We start from the raw sequence: 19,588 nt of genomic DNA, 5'->3' as shown, positions 1-19,588 counted from the left end.
CTTTCGGGCGACAGTTGAAACCTGTCTTATTGCTTGGCGGCAGCCAGCTGGGCAGCAACTTCTTCAGCGAAGTTGTCGACCGGCTTCTCGATGCCTTCGCCTACCTTGAAGTAAGTGAAGGAAACGATTTCGGCACCGGCTTTCTTGGCCAGCTCGCCAACCTTGATTTCAGGGTTCTTGACGAACGCCTGCTCAACCAGGCTTGCTTCGGCCAGGAACTTGCTGATACGGCCTTTGACCATGTTCTCAACAATGTTTTCTGGCTTGCCTTTGATTTTTTCTTCGTTCAGCTGCAGGAACACAGCTTTTTCACGCTCGATGGCTTCGGCAGAAACTTCCGAAGGCAGCAGGAACTCAGGGTTGCTGGCCGCTACGTGCATAGCGATGTCCTTGGCCAGCTCAACGTTGCCGCCTTTGAGCACAACGGCAACACCGATCTTGTTACCGTGCAGATAACCACCGACAACATCACCTTCAACGCGAACCAGGCGACGGATGTTGACGTTTTCGCCAACCTTGCCGACCAGTACCAGGCGATCTGCTTCCTGAGCTTCGATCAGCGGAGCGACGTCAGTCAGTTTGTCGGCGAACGCTTTTTCAACGCTGGCGGCAACAAACGCCTTGAAGTCATCCTGCAGGGCCAGGAAGTCGGTCTGCGAGTTCACTTCCAGCAGCACGGCAGATTTGCCGTCTTCCTTCAGAGCGATCGCGCCTTCAGCGGCCACGTTGCCTGCTTTCTTGGCAGCCTTGATGGCGCCGGAAGCACGCATGTCATCAATGGCTTTTTCGATGTCGCCGTCAGCCTTTTCCAGGGCTTTCTTGCAATCCATCATGCCTTCGCCAGTACGCTCACGCAGTTCTTTAACCAACGCTGCAGTAATTGCTGCCATTTTCAAATTCCTCTTGGATAGGTTTTCAACCATTCCACCCGATCGAACGGGGGATCAATTCTTCCCGAATCACCGTCGCAGGCCGCTGCACGTTACAGTTGCACTGTTGCGCTGCCACAAGTGGGCGCCGACAAACGGTTTCCGAGGGGGCAAAAAGGGGGCCAAGCCCCCTTTTTGCTTACTGAGTCAACGCCAGGGCGTCAATTACTCAGCTGCGGCTACCGGAGCTTCTTCAACGAACTGCTCGGTGCCACCAGCAACGTGGTTGCGACCACGGATAACAGCGTCGGCCATCGAACCCATGTACAGCTGGATAGCGCGGATTGCGTCATCGTTGCCCGGGATGATGTAGTCAACGCCTTCCGGGCTGCTGTTGGTATCGACAACGCCGATAACCGGGATGCCCAGCTTGTTGGCTTCGGTGATCGCGATGCGCTCGTGATCAACGTCGATCACGAACAGTGCGTCAGGCAGGCCGCCCATGTCCTTGATACCACCCAGGGAACGATCGAGCTTTTCCAGATCGCGAGTGCGCATCAGCGCCTCTTTCTTGGTCAGCTTGGCGAAAGTACCGTCTTCGGCTTGCACTTCAAGGTCACGCAGACGCTTGATGGAAGCACGGATGGTTTTGAAGTTGGTCAGCATGCCGCCCAACCAGCGGTGATCGACGTACGGCGAGCCGCAACGTGCTGCTTCTTCAGCAACGATCTTGCCGGCGGAACGCTTGGTGCCGACGAACAGAATCTTGTTTTTGCCCTGGGCCAGGCGCTCTACGAAGGTCAGTGCTTCGTTGAACATCGGCAGGGTTTTTTCAAGGTTGATAATGTGAATCTTGTTACGCGCGCCGAAAATGTACTTGCCCATTTTCGGGTTCCAGTAACGGGTCTGGTGACCGAAGTGCACACCGGCCTTCAGCATATCGCGCATGTTGACTTGGGACATGATAGTTCCTTAATAAGTCGGGTTTGGCCTCCACGTATCCCAATGACCAACCAGCGGCATCAAGGCCTCCGGCACCCAGGTCATCGTGTCGACACGTGTGTGGATTTAAGCTCTGCGGGGTATCCCCGGAAAGCGGCGCATTTTATACCACGGCGAAGACGAAAACGGAACTCGAAATCACATCCGGCCTGCGCAACCCGACTGTAACCCTTTGAATAGCGCCAATTTAGCCCCACCTTATAGACAGAAGCGATCATCAGGGGCTCATGATTTGCCGCCCGCGTCTGATAGAATCGCGTTTTTTGCGGCTTGTGCGAATTCTGTAACCTTTTATCGCACGCCCTTGAACCGTATTGATTTCAGCGCGTTGCGCTAGAGAGAGCCCGTATGACCGTTAGTTTGAAAACCGCCGAAGACATCGCCGGCATGCGCATCGCCGGCAAGCTGGCTGCGGATGTGCTGGAAATGATCGCCGAACACGTCAAGCCCGGCGTCACCACCGAAACCCTGAACCAGATCTGCCACGATTACATCGTCAATGTGCAGGGCGCCATCCCCGCGCCGCTCAACTACAAGGGTTTCCCCAAGTCGATCTGCACCTCGGTCAACCACGTGGTGTGCCATGGCATCCCGGGCGACAAACCGCTGAAGGACGGCGACACCCTGAACATCGACGTCACGGTGATCAAGGACCGCTACTTCGGCGACACCAGCCGCATGTTCCATGTCGGCAACGTGCCGGTCTGGGCCGAACGCCTGTCCCAGGTGACCCAGGAATGCATGTACAAGGCCATCGAGATCGTCAAACCCGGCTGCCGCCTGGGCGACATCGGTGAAGTGATCCAGAAGCACGCCGAAAAGAACGGCTTCTCGGTGGTCCGTGAATTCTGCGGCCACGGCATCGGCACCGTGTTCCATGAAGAGCCGCAGATCCTGCACTACGGCCGTGCCGGCACCGGCATGGAGCTCAAAGCGGGCATGACTTTCACCATCGAACCGATGATCAACCAGGGCAAGGCCGACACCAAGGTGCTGGGCGACGGCTGGACGGCCATCACCAAGGACCGCAAGCTTTCGGCCCAGTGGGAACACACCTTGCTCGTCACCGAGACCGGCTACGAGATCTTCACCCTGCGCGCCGACGACACGATTGCACGCGTCTCGCCATAAGGCTTGCGCTGGTTTTCCCACGTTGCGTGCGACTCAATAGATAGAAAGGAAAGCCGATCGATGCCCCAGGTGGATCCCGAACTCTTCGACCGTGGCCAGTTCCAGGCCGAACTGGCCCTGAAGGCGAGCCCCATCGCCGCGTTCAAGAAGGCCATCCGCCAGGCCCGCGAAGTGCTCGATGCGCGCTTTCGCAGCGGCCGGGACATTCGTCGACTGATCGAGGATCGCGCCTGGTTCGTCGACAACATCCTGCAAAAGGCCTGGGAGCAGTTCAGCTGGAGCCGCGAGGCGGATATCGCCCTGGTGGCAGTCGGCGGTTACGGGCGCGGCGAACTGCACCCCTACTCCGACATCGACCTGCTGATCCTGCTGGACAGCGACGACCACGAGATCTTTCGCGATTCCATAGAGCGCTTTCTCACCCTGCTGTGGGATATCGGCCTGGAAGTCGGTCAGAGCGTGCGTTCGGTGGCCGAATGCGCCGAAGAGGCCCGGGCCGACCTGACCGTCATCACCAACCTGATGGAAAGCCGCACCATCGCCGGCCCCGAGCGTCTGCGCCAGCGCATGCTGGAAGTCACCAGCACCGCGCACATGTGGCCGAGCAAGGAGTTTTTCCTGGCAAAGCGCACCGAGCAGAAAGCCCGGCACCACAAGTACAACGACACCGAATACAACCTCGAGCCCAACGTCAAAGGCTCGCCGGGCGGGCTGCGGGATATCCAGACGATTTTGTGGGTAGCGCGGCGTCAGTACGGCACCCTGAACCTGCGCGCCCTGGCCGGCGAAGGCTTCCTGGTCGAAAGCGAAAACGCCCTGCTGGCGTCGTCCCAGGAGTTTTTGTGGAAGGTGCGCTACGCGCTGCACATGCTCGCCGGGCGCTCGGAAGACCGCCTGCTGTTCGACCACCAGCGCTCCATCGCCACCCTGCTCGGCTTCGAGGGCGAAGACGCAAAGACCAGCATCGAAAGCTTCATGCAGCAGTATTACCGGGTGGTGATGAGCATTGCCCAACTCAGCGACCTGATCATCCAGCACTTCGAAGAAGTGATCCTCGCGCCCGAGGATGAGGCGCCGCCGCAGCCCATCAACTCGCGCTTCCAGTTGCACGACGGCTACATCGAGGCGCGCAACGACAACGTGTTCAGCCGCACCCCGTTCGCCATGCTCGAAATCTTCGTGCTGATGGCCCAGCAGCCGGAGATCAAAGGCGTGCGCGCCGACACGATTCGCCTGCTGCGGGAAAACCGTCACCTGATCGATGACGAGTTTCGCAACGACATTCGAAACACCAGCCTGTTTATCGAACTGTTCAAGTGCAGGATTGGCATCCATCGCAACCTGCGGCGGATGAACCGCTACGGCATCCTCGGGCGCTACCTGCCGGAGTTCGGCTTTATCGTCGGGCAGATGCAGCACGACCTGTTCCACATCTACACCGTCGACGCCCACACCCTCAACCTGATCAAGCATCTGCGCAAGTTGCAGTACACCCAGGTGTCGGAGAAGTTTCCGCTGGCCAGCAAGCTCATGGCCAAGCTGCCCAAGCCGGAACTGATCTACCTCGCCGGCCTGTACCACGATATCGGCAAGGGCCGGCATGGCGATCACTCGGAAATCGGCGCGGTCGACGCCGAAGCATTCTGCCAGCGCCACCAGCTGCCGCTGTGGGACAGCCGCCTGATCGTGTGGCTGGTGCAGAACCACCTGGTGATGTCGACCACCGCCCAGCGCAAGGACTTGTCCGACCCGCAGGTGATCCACGACTTCGCGCAGATCGTCGGCGATGAAACCCACCTCGATTACCTGTACGTGCTGACCGTTTCCGACATCAACGCCACCAATCCGACGCTGTGGAATTCCTGGCGCGCCAGCCTGTTGCGCCAGCTGTACACCGAGACCAAGCGCGCCCTGCGCCGCGGCCTGGAAAACCCGGTGGACCGCGAAGAGCAGATCCGTCGCACCCAGAGCGCGGCCCTGGACATTCTGGTGCGCGGCGGCAACGACCCGGACGACGTCGAGCAACTGTGGTCGCAACTGGGCGACGATTACTTCCTGCGCCACACCGCCGGCGATGTGGCCTGGCACACCGACGCGATCCTGCAGCAGCCGGCCGATGGTGGCCCGCTGGTGCTGATCAAGGAAACCACCCAGCGCGAATTCGAGGGCGGCACGCAGATCTTCATCTATGCGCCCGACCAGCATGACTTCTTCGCGGTAACCGTGGCGGCCATGGACCAGCTCAACCTGAACATCCATGATGCCCGGGTGATCACTTCCAGCAGCCAGTTCACCCTCGACACCTACATCGTGCTCGACACCGAGGGCGAGTCCATCGGCGACAACCCGGCGCGGGTGAAGAAGATCCGCGATGGCCTGACCGACGCCCTGCACAACCCGGACGATTACCCGACCATTATCCAGCGCCGGGTGCCGCGCCAGCTCAAGCATTTTGCCTTTGCGCCCCAGGTCACCATCTCCAACGATGCGCAGCGCCCGGTCACCGTACTGGAACTCAGCGCGCCCGACCGCCCCGGCCTGCTGGCGCGCATCGGCGGGATTTTCCTGGAGTTCGATCTGTCACTGCAAAATGCCAAGATTGCAACGCTCGGCGAGCGCGTGGAAGACGTGTTCTTTATTACCGACGCCGACAACCAGCCGCTGTCCGACCCCGAACTGTGCCTGCGCCTGCAGGCGGCGATCGTGCAGCAATTGAGCGTGACCCAGGAGCCCGGCGTTGAGCTGACCCGCCTGACTATTTGAGCCATGCCGGGATTATGTGGGAGGGGTCTTGCTCCCGATAGCAGTGGATCAGATAAAAATCAGCTGACTGACACACCGTAATCGGGAGCAAGCCCCCTCCCACAGTGGATGTTCCCCGGCAACCAGACCGCGTGCCGACAACTGAATTTGACGAGACTTGCAATGAACAACGCCCTGAACCAGCTGCAGCCCTACCCGTTCGAGAAACTGCGCGCGCTGCTCGGCAGCGTCACGCCAAACCCGGACAAGCGCCCGATTGCCCTGTCCATCGGCGAACCCAAGCACACCTCTCCCTCCTTCGTGGCCGAGGCGCTGAGCAACAACCTCGACCAGATGGCGGTGTACCCGACCACCCTGGGCATCCCGGCACTGCGCGAAGCCATTGGTGCCTGGTGCGAACGTCGCTTCAATGTGCCCAAGGGCTGGCTGGACCCGGCGCGCAATATTCTGCCGGTCAACGGCACCCGTGAGGCGCTGTTCGCCTTTACCCAGACCGTGGTCAATCGCAGCGACGATGCGCTGGTGGTGAGCCCGAACCCGTTCTACCAGATCTACGAAGGCGCCGCGTTCCTCGCTGGAGCCAAGCCGCATTACCTGCCGTGCCTGGATCAAAACGGCTTCAACCCGGATTTCGACGCGGTGTCACCGGACATCTGGAAGCGCTGCCAGATCCTCTTCCTGTGCTCCCCAGGCAACCCGACCGGCGCACTCATCCCGGTCGACACCCTGAAAAAACTTATCGCCCTGGCCGACGAGTACGACTTCGTCATCGCCGCCGACGAGTGCTACAGCGAACTCTACTTCGACGAGCACACCCCGCCACCGGGCCTGCTCAGCGCCTGCGTCGAGCTGGGTCGCCAGGATTTCAAGCGCTGCGTGGTGTTCCACAGCCTGTCCAAACGCTCCAACCTGCCGGGCCTGCGTTCCGGGTTCGTGGCGGGCGATGCCGACATCTTCAAGGCCTTCCTGCTGTACCGCACCTACCACGGCTGCGCGATGCCGGTGCAGACCCAACTCGCCAGCATTGCGGCCTGGCAGGATGAGGCCCACGTGCAGGCCAACCGTGATCTGTATCGCGAGAAATTCGACGCGGTGCTGGCCATCCTCAAGCCGGTGCTGGACGTACAACACCCGGACGGAGGCTTTTACCTGTGGCCGAATGTGCAGGGTGACGACGCCGCGTTCTGCCGCGACCTGTTTGTGCAAGAGCATGTGACCGTGGTGCCGGGCTCATACCTGTCGCGGGAAGCGGACGGCGTAAACCCTGGCGCCGGTCGCGTACGCCTGGCGCTGGTGGCACCGCTGGCAGAGTGCGTAGAAGCGGCGGAGCGGATTCGCGATTTCATTCAGCGCGCCCGGTAATCCCTTTCAAATCCCGCGCTGTGCAATGCAGTGCGGGGTCAATTTTCCCTGGGAACCAATTGAACCCTGCCTTCCACTACTCGGTACCTTATTCCGAGCGTAGAAAGCATGAGTTTCCCTATTCAAGTATCGACCTTTACTCCTCACCCATCTGACATGCATAGAGAAGCTTCAGCCTCCGAACATGTATCTCGAACCAAAAGAGGCATTGCGGACACGGGTAAGAGATGGCCTGACGGCATTGTTAATATCGCATTGGACCTGAGAGACAACAGAAGTAAGGCACTGGTAATCGACGCACTCAGGGAATGGGCTCATCACACCCCCGCACTGCAGTTCAACGTTGTCGACGGCAAGGAAGGCGACATTCGAATCAGCGATGACGAGGGTTTGCAGGGTAATTGGTCGGAGATCGGTACCGACGCAGAAAACACGCCGTTGGACGAGCCGACGATGCACCTGGACAGGAATGACGACTCGGCAGTCTTTCGCACGACGGCCTTGCATGAAATCGGGCATGCCCTGGGAATGGAGCACGAACACCAACACCCGGATAACACGATCAACTGGGACAAGGACTACGTCTATAAGTCCATGAGTGACAGCGAAGGCTGGGATGCAGATACGGTTGAGATCAACATGTTTAGTACTCATACCGGACCCGATCTACTCCTGTCCCCCTACGACGACCGATCAATCATGCACTACCACATTAATGTCGGCGAAACTATCGATGGAAAAGCAGTGCCGCCAAACTACTCATTATCCAAGGGAGACCAGGCAATCATTCGCACGCTTTATACGCCCAGCCGCTTTAAAGGCAGCGACGCCAATTCAACTGCCTACCGGTAGACGTTGCAGCTATCCTGGCCTGACTGTCCCCAGATTCGCTTCACTCATATCCAGTTCCGCCAACACCTCCCTCAACACGTCATCACCAATCTGGTGAAGACGGCTCAGGCGGTACAATTCAAGGCGCTGCGCACGCAGGGCCTTGAGGCGCAGCTTGCGTTCAAGCTGGTCCATTTGCAGCGCCAAAGCCTGGGCTTCGGCGGAGTCGTTGAACACTTCCAACTGATGGCGATACTCCGACATCAACCGCGCCCGCAACTCGGTCGCCAGGGCTGCCTTGGCGGCATCCGCAGGGTCTGCTTCGGCGGATTCCTCGGCTTCAAGGGCATGGATCGCCGCCACAGCAGTTTTCTTCCAGGCCTCGCGCACTTCGTTGTGGCGTTTTTCATCCGGGCTCTTTTCGATACCCCGCAACAGCAGGGGCAAGGCAATGCAGGCTGCGACCAGCGACAACAGAATCACCCCGGCCGCGATGAAGATCAGCAGGTCGCGCTCGGGAAAATCCTGACCCGGCGCCAGCAGCAAGGGCACCGACATGACACCGGCCAGGGTCACGGCACCGCGCACGCCGCCAAAGGTCAACAGCCAGCACGAGCGCGCGGTCGGCACCTGGGTCAGCTCACCTTTCCCACGTATACGTCGGAGCAGGACTGACAGGCGCCAGATGCTTTGCACCCAGATAAAGCGCAACACCACCAGCACCAGGAAGATCGCAATCACGTCCAGACAGCGGTACAACAGGGTTGGCCACACGGTCGGCTCATGGCTGACAACAGCCTTGATGATGTCCGGCAGTTGCAGACCCAACAGTAGAAATATCAGACCGTTGAAGGCGAATTCCAGCAACGACCAGACGCTGCGATTGAGCAGGCGCGTACTGGTCTGGCGCGGCAGCAGGTCAAGCCAACTTTGCATCATGCCCGCCGCCACCGCCGAGAGGATGCCTGACGCGCCCAGGCGCTCGGCCAATACGTACGCGGCAAATGGCAGCAGCAACATGAACACCACATGGGTGGCCGGATCGTCCCAGCCGCGCGCGATCATCCAGGCGCGCAGACGGCCGACCAGCCAGCTCAACGCCACACCCACTGCCAGGCCGCCCACCGCCACCAACACAAACGTCAGACTGGCGTCTGCGAGGGAAAACACCCCGGTCAACGCCGCCGCCAGGGCGAACTTGAAGGTCACCAGGCCCGACGCATCATTCATCAGCGCCTCGCCCTGCAGCATGTGCATAAGCGGCTTGGGCAGGCGATTCTGGGAAATGGCCGACACGGCTACCGCGTCCGTTGGTGATAACACCGCCGCCAACGCGAAGGCCGCCGGAAGCGGGATCGCAGGCAACAGCCAATGAATGAAATAGCCCGCGCCCACCACGGTGAACAGCACCAGCCCCACGGCCAGCGTCAGGATCGGTCCGCGCAAGCGCCACAACTCGCGCTTGGGCATGCGCCAGCCATCGGAGAATAACAGCGGCGGCAAAAACAGAAACAGGAACAGCTCCGGGTCCAGCGCCACATGCAGCCCCAGCGTCGGCCAGGCCAGCAAGGCGCCGGCGGCAATCTGCACCAGGGGCAACGGCAGGGGGATGACACGTCCGACGAGACGCGAAACGCTGACCAGCATCAGCAGGATAAGCACGGTGTAAGCGGTTTGCATAAAGCGGGGTTCCCGGACAATCGACTTGCAATGACACACATCAGGCAACAATTGGCAGTTGAAGTGCCATATTAGCTGCCTATGCTGCGCTGGCTTGTGCACAAAAGTCCTACAGCACCCAAATCCGCTGGGCATGGCATAATCCGCGATCCTTCGGTTTCATTAGTCCAAAAGGGGGCAATTCCTTGACCGATTCAAGCAAAACGTTGCACCTTTTCGGCATCAAAGCTTGCGACACCATGAAAAAGGCGCGCACCTGGCTCGACGAGCACGGCGTCACCTATCAGTTTCACGATTACAAAACGGCCGGTATCGACCGCGAACATTTGACCCAATGGTGCAATGAGCACGGTTGGCAAGTGGTGTTGAACCATGCGGGCACCACCTTTCGCAAACTCGAAGACGAACGCAAAGCCGATCTCGATCAGTCGAAAGCCATTGAATTGATGCTCGCACAACCCTCGATGATCAAGCGCCCGGTGCTCGATCTCGGAGACAGAACCCTGATTGGCTTCAAGCCAGAAAGTTATTCGGCGGCCCTCAAGTAGGCCAGCCTTCCATTTTTGTAGAGGTAACAGCATGTCCCATTCCCTGTTCAGCCTGGGCTTCGGCGTAGGCACTCAGAACCGCCAGGGTGCCTGGCTGGAAGTGTTTTACGCACAACCCCTGCTCAACCCGTCGGCTGAAATCGTCGCGGCCATCGCGCCAATCCTCGGTTACACCGAAGGTAACCAGGCCATCACCTTCACCGTGTCCCAGGCTCTGCAACTGGCCGACGCGCTTAAAGGCGTCGACACTGCACAGGCCGCGCTGCTGAGCCGCCTGGCCGAGAGCCACACGCCGCTGGTCGCCACCCTGCTGGCCGAAGACGCCGCGCTCACGTCCACGCCCGAGGCGTACCTCAAGCTGCACCTGCTGTCCCATCGCCTGGTCAAGCCCCACGGCCTGAGCCTGGCGGGTGTGTTCCCGCAGTTGCCGAACGTGGCGTGGACCAGCCAGGGCGCGATCGACATCAATGAACTGGCGGAGCGCCAGCTGGAAGCGCGCCTGCGTGGCGATCTGCTGGAAGTGTTCTCGGTGGACAAGTTCCCGAAAATGACCGATTACGTGGTCCCGGCCGGCGTGCGTATCGCCGACGCCGCACGTATCCGTCTGGGCGCGTATGTGGGCGAAGGCACCACGGTGATGCACGAAGGTTTCGTCAACTTCAATGCCGGCACCGAAGGCCCGGGCATGATCGAAGGGCGTGTCTCGGCTGGCGTGTTCGTCGGCAAGGGCTCGGACCTGGGCGGCGGTTGCTCCACCATGGGCACGCTCTCGGGCGGCGGCAATATCGTGATCAAGGTCGGTGAAGGCTGCCTGGTCGGCGCCAACGCCGGTATCGGTATCCCACTGGGCGACCGCAACACCGTGGAATCGGGCCTGTACGTGACCGCCGGCACCAAGGTGGCACTGCTGGACGAGCAGAACCAACTGGTCAAGGTGGTCAAGGCGCGCGAACTGGCCGGCCAGCCTGACCTGCTGTTCCGCCGTAATTCCGAGACCGGTGCCGTGGAGTGCAAAACCCACAAATCGGCCATCGAACTGAACGAAGCGCTGCACGCTCACAACTAAGCAGCCACTCGATGCCACTGGCGGGCCGCGCCCTCGGGGTGCGGTTCGCTTATACGAGTCTTGACCACCATGCTTGTGCCCTCCCCCTGGCGCGCCGATTTCCCGGCCATTGCCACCCTGCAACGGCAGGACCAGACCTATCTGGACAATGCCGCCACCACACAAAAACCCCAGGCCTTGCTGGATGCGATCAGCCATTACTACACCAATGGCGCCGCCAATGTGCACCGTGCCCAGCATCTGCCGGGGGCCCATGCCACCCAGGCGTTCGAAGACAGCCGTCTGAAGGTCGCGCAGTGGCTCAACGCAGGCGACAGCGGGCAAATCGTGTTCACCCATGGCGCCACCTCGGCGCTGAACCTTTTGGCGTATGGCCTTGAGCACTTGTTCAATGCAGGCGATGAGCTGGTCATCAGCGCCCTGGAGCATCACGCCAACCTTTTACCGTGGCAGCAGCTGGCCAAACGCCGCGCGCTGAAACTGGTGGTATTGCCGCTCGATGCAGCCGGTGTGATCGACCTCGACGCCGCCGCCGAACTGATTGGCCCGCGTACGCGGCTGCTGGCTGTGAGCCAGTTGTCCAATGTGCTCGGCACCTGGCAACCCCTGCAACACTTGCTGGCACTGGCCCGCGCGCAAGGTGCCCTGAGCGTGGTCGACGGCGCCCAGGGCATTGTGCATGGTCGCCACGACGTGCAAACCCTGGGCTGCGATTTCTATGTATTTTCCAGCCACAAGCTCTACGGCCCGGACGGCGTCGGCGTGCTGTTCGGCCGCAACGAAGCCCTGCATCACCTGCGTCACTGGCAGTTCGGTGGCGAGATGGTGCAGCAGGCCGAGTACCACGCCGCGAGCTTTCGCCCCGCGCCGCTGGGCTTCGAGGCCGGCACGCCGCCGATTGCCGGCGTGATCGGCCTGGGCGCCAGCCTGGACTACCTGAGTTCCCTGGACCCGCACGCCATCGTCGCCCATGAAGCGGCCCTGCATGACTACCTGCTGCGCGGCCTGCAAGCGCGCAACGGCGTGCGCGTACTGGGCGCGCCGCAGGCAGCACTAGCCAGCTTCGTGGTCGAAGGCGCGCACAACGCCGACCTGGCTCACCTGCTGACCGAACAAGGCATCGCCATCCGTGCCGGCCATCATTGTGCGATGCCGTTGCTCAAGGCCATGCAATTGTCCGGGGCGATCCGCGTGTCGCTGGCGCTGTACAACGACTCGGATGACCTGGAGCGATTCTTCGCGGCGCTGGATCAGGCCCTGGATATGTTGCGATGAGCCAATTGCCGGTGGATGCGGTGGCCGCGCTGCAGGCGTTCCAGGCCGTGGGCAACTGGGAGCAGCGCGCGCGGATGCTGATGCAATGGGGCGAACGGCTGCCGATACTGGCGGAGCAAGACAAGGTCGAGGCCAACCTGGTGCAGGGCTGCGAAAGCCTGGTGTGGTTGGTGGGTCGCTTGCAGGACGGGCACTGGCAGTTTACCGCCAGCAGCGAGGCGCGGATGATTCGTGGGTTGGTGGCGCTGTTGCTGGCGCGGGTTAATGGGCTTTCTGCGGCTGAGCTGCAGGTGGTGGATTTGCCTGATTGGTTCAATCAACTGGGGTTGTCTCGGCAGTTGTCGCCTTCGCGTAGTAATGGGTTGAATGCGGTTTTGCAGCGTATGCGGGCGTTGAGTTGTATGCAGAGTTGAGGGGGGGCATATCCGTTGCTGCGGTAACGGCTGATATGGGTTCCGCCCTTACGGCGGGTCACTTTTTGAAGAGCGCAAAAAGTAACCAAAAACGCTTTGCCCCAACACTCGGCACCTCGCCTGGGCTCGGTGTGCCCTCACTCCGGCTTTGGACCGTGGGCCGCCGCGATGGGCCATCCCTGGCCCAGCGCGGCTAACCCGGCGTCCTGCCGGGTTACCCACGCTCCAAAGCCTGCGTTCGGCCAGCGTGTTTGACGGGGCGCCACAGATCAAAAGCAAAAGCGCGGCGGCCTTAGAGCCGACCGGAATTGGCTGCCGAACGCTGTTCAAAATGTGGGAGGGGGCTTGCTCCCGATGGCTGAGTGTCAGTCAGCTTATGTGTAGCTGACCCACTGCCATCGGGAGCAAGCCCCCTCCCACAGTTGATCTCCATTTGTCTGTCGGATATCACACTGCTTTTGATCTGCTTTGCTTTGCTTTGCTTTGGCTTTTGATCTTGATCTCAAGCGCCCCGTCAACCACGCTGGCCGCACGCAGGCTTGAATCCGTGGGTAACCCGGCAGGACGCCGGGTTAGCCGCACTGGGCCAGGGATGGCCCATTGCGGCGGCCCACGGATTCAAGCCTGCGTGCGGGCACACCGAGCCTGAGCGAGGTGCCGAGTGGTGGGGCAAAGCGTTTTTGGTTACTTTTTGCGCTCTTCAAAAAGTGACCCGCCGTAAGGGCGGAACCCATATCAGCCGTTACCGCAGCAACGGATATGTACCCCACCCCCCACCCCCACCTAATTCGCCTTAACCCGCTCCGACGGCCTGCGCCCCCCCGTCACAATCTTATCCACCGCCTTGGTCGCCGCCACCATCCCAAACGTCGCAGTCACCATCATCACCGCACCAAACCCACCCGCGCAGTCCAGCTTCACCCCATCGCCGACAAAACTCTTCTGCAAACAGATGCTGCCATCCGGCTTCGGATAGCGCAGTTGCTCACTGGAAAACACACAAGGCACGCTGTAATGACGCGTCACCGTGCGCGAGAACCCGTAGTCACGACGCAGGGTCGAGCGCACTTTCGAGGCCAGCGGGTCGTTGAACGTGCGGTTCAGGTCGCACACCTGAATCAGCGTCGGATCAATTTGCCCACCCGCGCCGCCGGTGGTGATGATCTGGATCTTGCGGCGCTTGCACCAGGCAATCAGCGCGGCCTTGGCGTTGACCGCGTCGATGCAGTCGATCACGCAGTCGATGTTCGGCGTGATGTATTCAGCCATGGTGTCGCGGGTCACGAAATCGGCCACTGCATGCACCGTGCACGCCGGGTTGATGCTGCGCAGGCGCTCGGCCATGACCTCGACCTTGGGTTTGCCCACGGTGCTGTCCAGCGCGTGCAACTGGCGGTTGCTGTTGCTGACGCAGACATCGTCCAGGTCAAACAGCGAAATCTCACCCACCCCGCAACGGGCCATGGCTTCCGCCGCCCAGGAGCCAACGCCGCCGACGCCGACGATCGCCACATGGGCCGCTTTCAAGCGTTCCAGGCCTTCAATGCCATACAAGCGAGCGACGCCTGCAAACCGTGGATCTTCTGTGCTCATGACCATTACCCCAAAAACCGGCGCGCAGTATGGGCTACGCAGCGGCAAGTTTTAAGCGACAACTGACCGGTGAAGAACTTAGTGGGCGTTTCGCTGCCCAAAGTCAGGTTTTTCTCGGCTTGCTGTACGCTCAGGGAAAGGCCGGTGTAGGATGCGCGCCGTTCGGCGTTAGCCGACGCCTCTTTTCGTTCCGCACCCTTTGGAACCCGAAATCGCCATGTCATCGCGTAAATTTGGACTCAACCTGGTGGTGGTGCTGGCAATTGCCGCGCTGTTCACCGGTTTCTGGGCGCTGATCAACCGCCCGGTCACCACTCCCAACTGGCCTGAACAGATCTCGGGGTTCTCCTACTCGCCGTTCCAGCAAGGCCAGTACCCGCAGAAAAATCAGTACCCGAGCGACGACCAGATGCGTCGCGATCTCGAAATCATGAGCAAGCTGACGGACAACATCCGTACCTACTCGGTCGACGGCACCCTGGGCGATATCCCCAAGCTGGCCGAAGAGTTCGGCCTGCGCGTGACCCTGGGCATCTGGATCAGCCCGGACCTGGAACGCAACGAGCGTGAAATCCAGCGCGCCATCGAAATCGCCAACAGCTCGCGCAGCGTGGTGCGCGTGGTAGTGGGCAACGAAGCGCTGTTCCGTGAAGAAATCACCCCCGAAGCGCTGATCGTGCTGCTGGACCGGGTGCGCGCCGCGGTGAAAGTGCCGGTGACCACCTCCGAGCAATGGCACATATGGGAAAAGAACCCGCAACTGGCCAGGCACGTCGACCTGATCGCCGCGCACATCCTGCCGTTCTGGGAATTCATTCCGATGGACAAGGCCGGCCAGTACGTACTCGACCGCGCCCGCGACCTGAAGAAACTGTTCCCGAAAAAACCGCTGCTGCTGTCCGAAGTCGGCTGGCCGAGCAACGGGCGCATGCGTGGCGGCAATGAATCGTCCCCGGCCGACCAGGCGATCTACCTGCGCACACTGGTCAACAAGCTTAATCGCCAGGGCTTTAACTATTTCGTGATCGAGGCGTTCGACCAGCCCTGGAAGGTCAGCGACGAAGGCTCGGCAGGCGCCTACTGGGGCGTGTTCAACGCGGCGCGCCAGCAGAAATTCAACTTTGAAGGGCCGGTGGTCGCGATCCCGCAATGGCGGGTGCTGGCGATCGGCTCGGTGGTGCTGGCCCTGCTCTCGCTGACCCTGCTGATGATCGATGGCTCGGCGCTGCGTCAGCGCGGTCGTACCTTCCTGACCTTTATTGCGTTCTTGTGCGGGTCGGTGCTGGTGTGGATCGGCTACGACTACAGCCAGCAGTACAGCACCTGGTTCAGCCTGACCGTCGGATTCCTGCTGGCACTGGGTGCCATGGGCGTGTTCATCGTGTTACTGACCGAGGCCCACGAATTGGCCGAAGCGGTGTGGACGCACAAGCGTCGACGTGAATTCCTGCCGGTGGAAGGTGATTCGGATTACCGCCCGAAAGTATCGATCCATGTGCCGTGCTACAACGAGCCGCCGGAGATGGTCAAACAGACCCTCGACGCCCTGGCCGCCCTCGATTACCCGGACTACGAAGTCCTGATCATCGATAACAACACCAAGGACCCCGCGGTGTGGGAACCGGTGCGCGATTACTGTGAAACCCTCGGCCCGCGCTTCAAGTTTTTCCACGTCTCGCCCCTGGCCGGCTTCAAGGGCGGCGCGCTGAACTACCTGATCCCGCACACCGCCGTGGACGCCGAAGTAATCGCGGTGATCGACTCGGACTACTGCGTGTCGCCCAACTGGCTCAAGCACATGGTGCCGCACTTCGCCGACCCGAAAATCGCCGTGGTGCAATCGCCACAGGATTACCGCGACCAGAACGAAAGCACCTTCAAGAAGCTCTGCTACGCCGAATACAAGGGCTTCTTCCACATTGGCATGGTCACCCGCAACGACCGTGACGCGATCATCCAGCACGGCACCATGACCATGACCCGTCGCTCGGTGCTCGAAGAGCTCGGCTGGGCCGACTGGTGCATCTGCGAAGACGCCGAACTGGGCCTGCGGGTATTCGAGAAAGGCCTCTCGGCGGCGTATTACCACGACAGCTACGGCAAGGGCCTGATGCCCGACACCTTCATCGACTTCAAGAAGCAGCGTTTTCGCTGGGCCTATGGCGCGATCCAGATCATCAAGCGCCACACCGCGAGCCTCTTGCGCGGCAAGGGCACCGAGCTGACCCGTGGTCAGCGCTACCACTTCCTCGCGGGCTGGCTGCCGTGGGTGGCGGACGGCATGAACATCTTCTTCACCGTCGGCGCGCTGTTGTGGTCGGCGGCGATGATCATCGTGCCGACGCGGGTCGACCCGCCGTTGCTGATTTTCGCGATTCCGCCGTTGGCGCTGTTCGTGTTCAAGGTGGGCAAGATCATCTTCCTGTACCGCCGCGCCGTCGGCGTGAACCTCAAGGACGCGTTCTGCGCGGCCCTGGCCGGGCTGGCGTTGTCGCACACCATCGCCAAGGCGGTGCTGTATGGCTTTTTCACCACCAGCATTCCGTTCTTCCGTACGCCGAAAAACGCCGATAACCACGGCTTTTGGGTGGCAATTTCCGAAGCGCGCGAAGAGATGTTCATCATGCTGCTGTTGTGGGGCGCGGCGCTGGGGATCTACCTGGTGCAGGGCCTGCCAAGCAATGACATGCGCTTCTGGGTGGTGATGCTGCTGGTGCAGTCGCTGCCGTATGTGGCCGCGCTGATCATGGCGTTCCTGTCGTCACTGCCCAAACCGGCAGCGGCGCCCGAGCCTGTGCCTGCGGCGTAAAAACTTGCGCAATGCACTAAACGGCGGCCTCTGGTCGCCGTTTTGCTATAAGATAACGGCCGTTTTGTTGGATCAGGCAAGCACCGATTGCCTTATGTGGGAGGGGCTTGCTCCCGATGGCTGCAAGTCAGTGACATCATTTTGGCTGACTCACTGCAATCGGGAGCAAGCCCCCTCCCACATTGGATCTGCGCCGTTTCAAGTTCTGTATTCCACATTCGTCCTGCGCCCATTACACGCTTCCCGGAGTTTTCCCATGACGGCCCATGCCGACCTTTCGCCGACCCTTCAACTTGCCATCGACCTGATCCGTCGCCCCTCGGTAACGCCGATCGACGCCGATTGCCAGAAGCTGATGATGCAGCGCCTGGGCGACGCCGGTTTTGCCCTGGAGCCGATGCGCATCGAGGACGTGGACAACTTCTGGGCCACCCACGGCCAGCATGAAGGCCCGGTGCTGTGCTTTGCCGGCCACACCGACGTGGTGCCGACCGGCCCGCTGCAGGCCTGGCAGAACGACCCGTTCGACGCGCTGATCGACGAACACGGCATGCTCTGCGGGCGTGGCGCGGCAGACATGAAAGGCAGCCTGGCGGCCATGCTGGTGGCGGCAGAGCGGTTTGTGCAGGACTACCCGGACCACCGTGGTTCGGTTGCCTTCCTGATCACCAGCGATGAAGAAGGCCCGGCGCACCACGGCACCAAGGCCGTGATCGAACGCCTGGCCGCGCGCAACGAACGCCTGGACTGGTGCATCGTCGGCGAACCGTCGAGCACCACCCTGGTGGGCGACGTGGTCAAGAACGGCCGTCGCGGCTCCCTCGGCGCAACCCTCACCGTACGCGGCGTGCAGGGCCATGTGGCTTACCCGCACCTGGCGAAGAACCCGATTCACCTGGCCGCGCCGGCCCTGGCGGAACTGGCTGCCGAGCACTGGGACGATGGCAACACGTTCTTCCCGCCGACCAGCTTCCAGATCTCCAACCTCAATTCCGGCACCGGCGCCACCAACGTGATCCCTGGCGACCTGACGGCGGTGTTCAACTTCCGCTTCTCCACTGAATCCACCGTGGAAGGCCTGCAACAGCGCGTTGCGCAGATTCTCGACAAGCACGGCCTGGACTGGCACGTGGACTGGGCGCTGTCCGGCCTGCCGTTTCTGACCGAACCGGGCGCGCTGCTCGATGCGGTATCGGCCAGCATCAAGGCGATCACCGGTCGCGAAACCCAGGCATCGACCAGCGGCGGTACGTCGGACGGACGCTTCATCGCGACCCTCGGCACCCAGGTGGTCGAGTTGGGCCCGGTGAATGCGACGATCCATCAGGTCAACGAACGCATCCTGGCCAGCGACCTTGATGTGCTCACCGAGATCTACTACCAGACCCTGATCAAGTTGCTCGCCTGATGCTCGCCTGCCCCCTCTGCAGCGCCCCGCTCAACCCGGTGGACAACGGCGTGGCGTGCCCGGCCGGGCACCGTTTCGACCGCGCGCGTCAGGGTTACCTGAACCTGCTGCCGGTGCAGCACAAGAACAGCCGCGACCCGGGCGACAACCTGGCGATGGTCGAGGCGCGTCGCGACTTTCTCAACGCCGGCCACTATGCGCCGGTGGCCAGGCGCCTGGCTGAACTGGCCGCCGAACGCGCACCGCAGCGCTGGGTCGACATCGGCTGCGGCGAGGGTTACTACACTGCGCAGATCGCCGAAGCCCTGCCGAATGCCGACGGTTATGCACTGGATATCTCCCGGGAAGCGGTCAAACGCGCGTGCAAGCGCAACCCCGCCGTCACCTGGTTGATCGCCAGCATGGCCCGTGTGCCATTGGCGTCAGACAGTTGCCAGTTCCTCGCCAGCGTGTTCAGCCCGCTGGACTGGGAAGAGGCCAAGCGCCTGCTCAGCCCCGGCGGCGGCCTGATGAAGGTCGGCCCTACAAGCGGCCACCTGATGGAGCTGCGCGAACGCCTGTACGACGAAGTGCGCGAGTACACCGATGACAAGCACCTGGCCCTGGTGCCGGACGGCATGAGCCTGGCACACAGCGAAACTCTCGAGTTCAGCCTGAGCCTGGCCGAGCCCGGGGACCGCGCCAACCTGCTGGCGATGACGCCCCACGGCTGGCGCGCCAGCGCCGAGCGCCGTGCCCGGGTGATCGAAGCGGCCGAGCCGCTGCTGGTCACCGTGTCGATGCGTTACGATTATTTCGTGCTTCAATAACCGACTCTTTCAGCACCCGCGAATGGATT

The 19,588-nt window shown here is 61.3% G+C and carries 15 protein-coding genes; 11 read left to right on the top strand and 4 right to left on the bottom strand.

Annotated elements, in window-relative coordinates:
• Nucleotides 1-26: 26 nt before the first annotated feature.
• Together tsf and rpsB are read right to left on the bottom strand one after the other, a co-directional pair.
• Entirely contained in the window at nt 27-890 is an 864-nt protein-coding gene (tsf, locus tag RHM60_RS22645) for a translation elongation factor Ts (RefSeq protein WP_003231235.1), read from the bottom strand.
• 204 nt (nt 891-1,094) lie between these two features.
• Nucleotides 1,095-1,832 (bottom strand): 30S ribosomal protein S2, encoded by a 738-nt coding sequence (rpsB, locus tag RHM60_RS22640; protein WP_003219330.1) that lies wholly within the window; start codon nt 1,830-1,832, stop codon nt 1,095-1,097.
• Between the two features lie 387 nt (nt 1,833-2,219).
• On the opposite strand from rpsB, the gene map reads away from it, so the two are divergent.
• The 4 genes from map (at nt 2,220) to RHM60_RS22620 (ending at nt 7,979) form a co-directional block, all read left to right on the top strand.
• On the top strand, nt 2,220-3,002 hold the full coding sequence (map, locus tag RHM60_RS22635; RefSeq protein WP_209989528.1) for a type I methionyl aminopeptidase: 783 nt from the start codon (nt 2,220-2,222) through the stop codon (nt 3,000-3,002).
• Nucleotides 3,003-3,062: 60 nt separating this feature from the next.
• Nucleotides 3,063-5,765, top strand: a complete 2,703-nt coding sequence (locus tag RHM60_RS22630) for a [protein-PII] uridylyltransferase (RefSeq protein ID WP_231421986.1) — start codon at nt 3,063-3,065, stop codon at nt 5,763-5,765.
• 162 nt (nt 5,766-5,927) lie between these two features.
• Nucleotides 5,928-7,127: a succinyldiaminopimelate transaminase gene (gene dapC, locus RHM60_RS22625; protein WP_322212844.1), complete on the top strand. Its 1,200-nt coding sequence runs from the start codon at nt 5,928-5,930 to the stop codon at nt 7,125-7,127.
• A 108-nt stretch (nt 7,128-7,235) separates the two neighbouring features.
• Nucleotides 7,236-7,979 carry a M12 family metallopeptidase gene (locus RHM60_RS22620; RefSeq protein ID WP_322212843.1) on the top strand — a complete coding sequence of 248 codons (744 nt, stop codon included), beginning with the start codon at nt 7,236-7,238 and terminating at the stop codon, nt 7,977-7,979.
• 9 nt (nt 7,980-7,988) lie between these two features.
• Here RHM60_RS22620 and RHM60_RS22615 read toward each other — a convergent pair whose 3' ends face one another.
• A complete protein-coding gene (locus RHM60_RS22615; RefSeq protein ID WP_209989514.1) occupies nt 7,989-9,638 on the bottom strand; it encodes a Na+/H+ antiporter in 1,650 nt (549 codons plus the stop codon).
• A 239-nt stretch (nt 9,639-9,877) separates the two neighbouring features.
• Here RHM60_RS22615 and RHM60_RS22610 point away from each other — a divergent pair, with 239 nt between their 5' ends.
• The 4 genes from RHM60_RS22610 to RHM60_RS22595 all read left to right on the top strand — a co-directional run bounded on the left by RHM60_RS22610 (nt 9,878) and on the right by RHM60_RS22595 (nt 12,940).
• A complete protein-coding gene (locus tag RHM60_RS22610; RefSeq protein ID WP_322214660.1) occupies nt 9,878-10,186 on the top strand; it encodes an arsenate reductase in 309 nt (102 codons plus the stop codon).
• 31 nt (nt 10,187-10,217) lie between these two features.
• The gene (gene dapD / locus RHM60_RS22605; protein WP_322212841.1) at nt 10,218-11,252 is read left to right on the top strand and encodes a 2,3,4,5-tetrahydropyridine-2,6-dicarboxylate N-succinyltransferase; all 1,035 of its coding nucleotides are present in this window, start codon (nt 10,218-10,220) and stop codon (nt 11,250-11,252) included.
• Between the two features lie 69 nt (nt 11,253-11,321).
• Nucleotides 11,322-12,527: an aminotransferase class V-fold PLP-dependent enzyme gene (locus tag RHM60_RS22600; protein WP_231421981.1), complete on the top strand. Its 1,206-nt coding sequence runs from the start codon at nt 11,322-11,324 to the stop codon at nt 12,525-12,527.
• Nucleotides 12,524-12,940 carry a SufE family protein gene (locus tag RHM60_RS22595; RefSeq protein WP_209989503.1) on the top strand — a complete coding sequence of 139 codons (417 nt, stop codon included), beginning with the start codon at nt 12,524-12,526 and terminating at the stop codon, nt 12,938-12,940. Before RHM60_RS22600 ends, RHM60_RS22595 begins: the two co-directional genes overlap by 4 nt.
• 783 nt (nt 12,941-13,723) lie before the next feature.
• Here the strand turns inward: RHM60_RS22595 and tcdA are convergent.
• The gene (tcdA, locus tag RHM60_RS22590; protein WP_416195152.1) at nt 13,724-14,533 is read right to left on the bottom strand and encodes a tRNA cyclic N6-threonylcarbamoyladenosine(37) synthase TcdA; all 810 of its coding nucleotides are present in this window, start codon (nt 14,531-14,533) and stop codon (nt 13,724-13,726) included.
• 217 nt (nt 14,534-14,750) lie between these two features.
• On the opposite strand from tcdA, the gene RHM60_RS22585 reads away from it, so the two are divergent.
• The 3 genes from RHM60_RS22585 (at nt 14,751) to RHM60_RS22575 (ending at nt 19,559) form a co-directional block, all read left to right on the top strand.
• Nucleotides 14,751-17,342 carry a glycosyltransferase gene (locus RHM60_RS22585; protein ID WP_209989497.1) on the top strand — a complete coding sequence of 864 codons (2,592 nt, stop codon included), beginning with the start codon at nt 14,751-14,753 and terminating at the stop codon, nt 17,340-17,342.
• A gap of 256 nt (nt 17,343-17,598) precedes the next feature.
• The gene (gene dapE, locus RHM60_RS22580) at nt 17,599-18,750 is read left to right on the top strand and encodes a succinyl-diaminopimelate desuccinylase (protein ID WP_231421980.1); all 1,152 of its coding nucleotides are present in this window, start codon (nt 17,599-17,601) and stop codon (nt 18,748-18,750) included.
• The gene (locus RHM60_RS22575) at nt 18,750-19,559 is read left to right on the top strand and encodes a putative RNA methyltransferase (protein WP_209989491.1); all 810 of its coding nucleotides are present in this window, start codon (nt 18,750-18,752) and stop codon (nt 19,557-19,559) included. The genes dapE and RHM60_RS22575 overlap by 1 nt, the downstream gene beginning before the upstream one ends.
• Nucleotides 19,560-19,588 lie beyond the last annotated feature (29 nt).

Origin of the sequence: Pseudomonas sp. MH9.3 (assembly GCF_034354675.1) — a bacterium.
Lineage (GTDB): Bacteria > Pseudomonadota > Gammaproteobacteria > Pseudomonadales > Pseudomonadaceae > Aquipseudomonas.
Note: the sequence above shows the minus strand (reverse complement) of the source record. Positions and strands in the feature narration are given on the sequence as shown.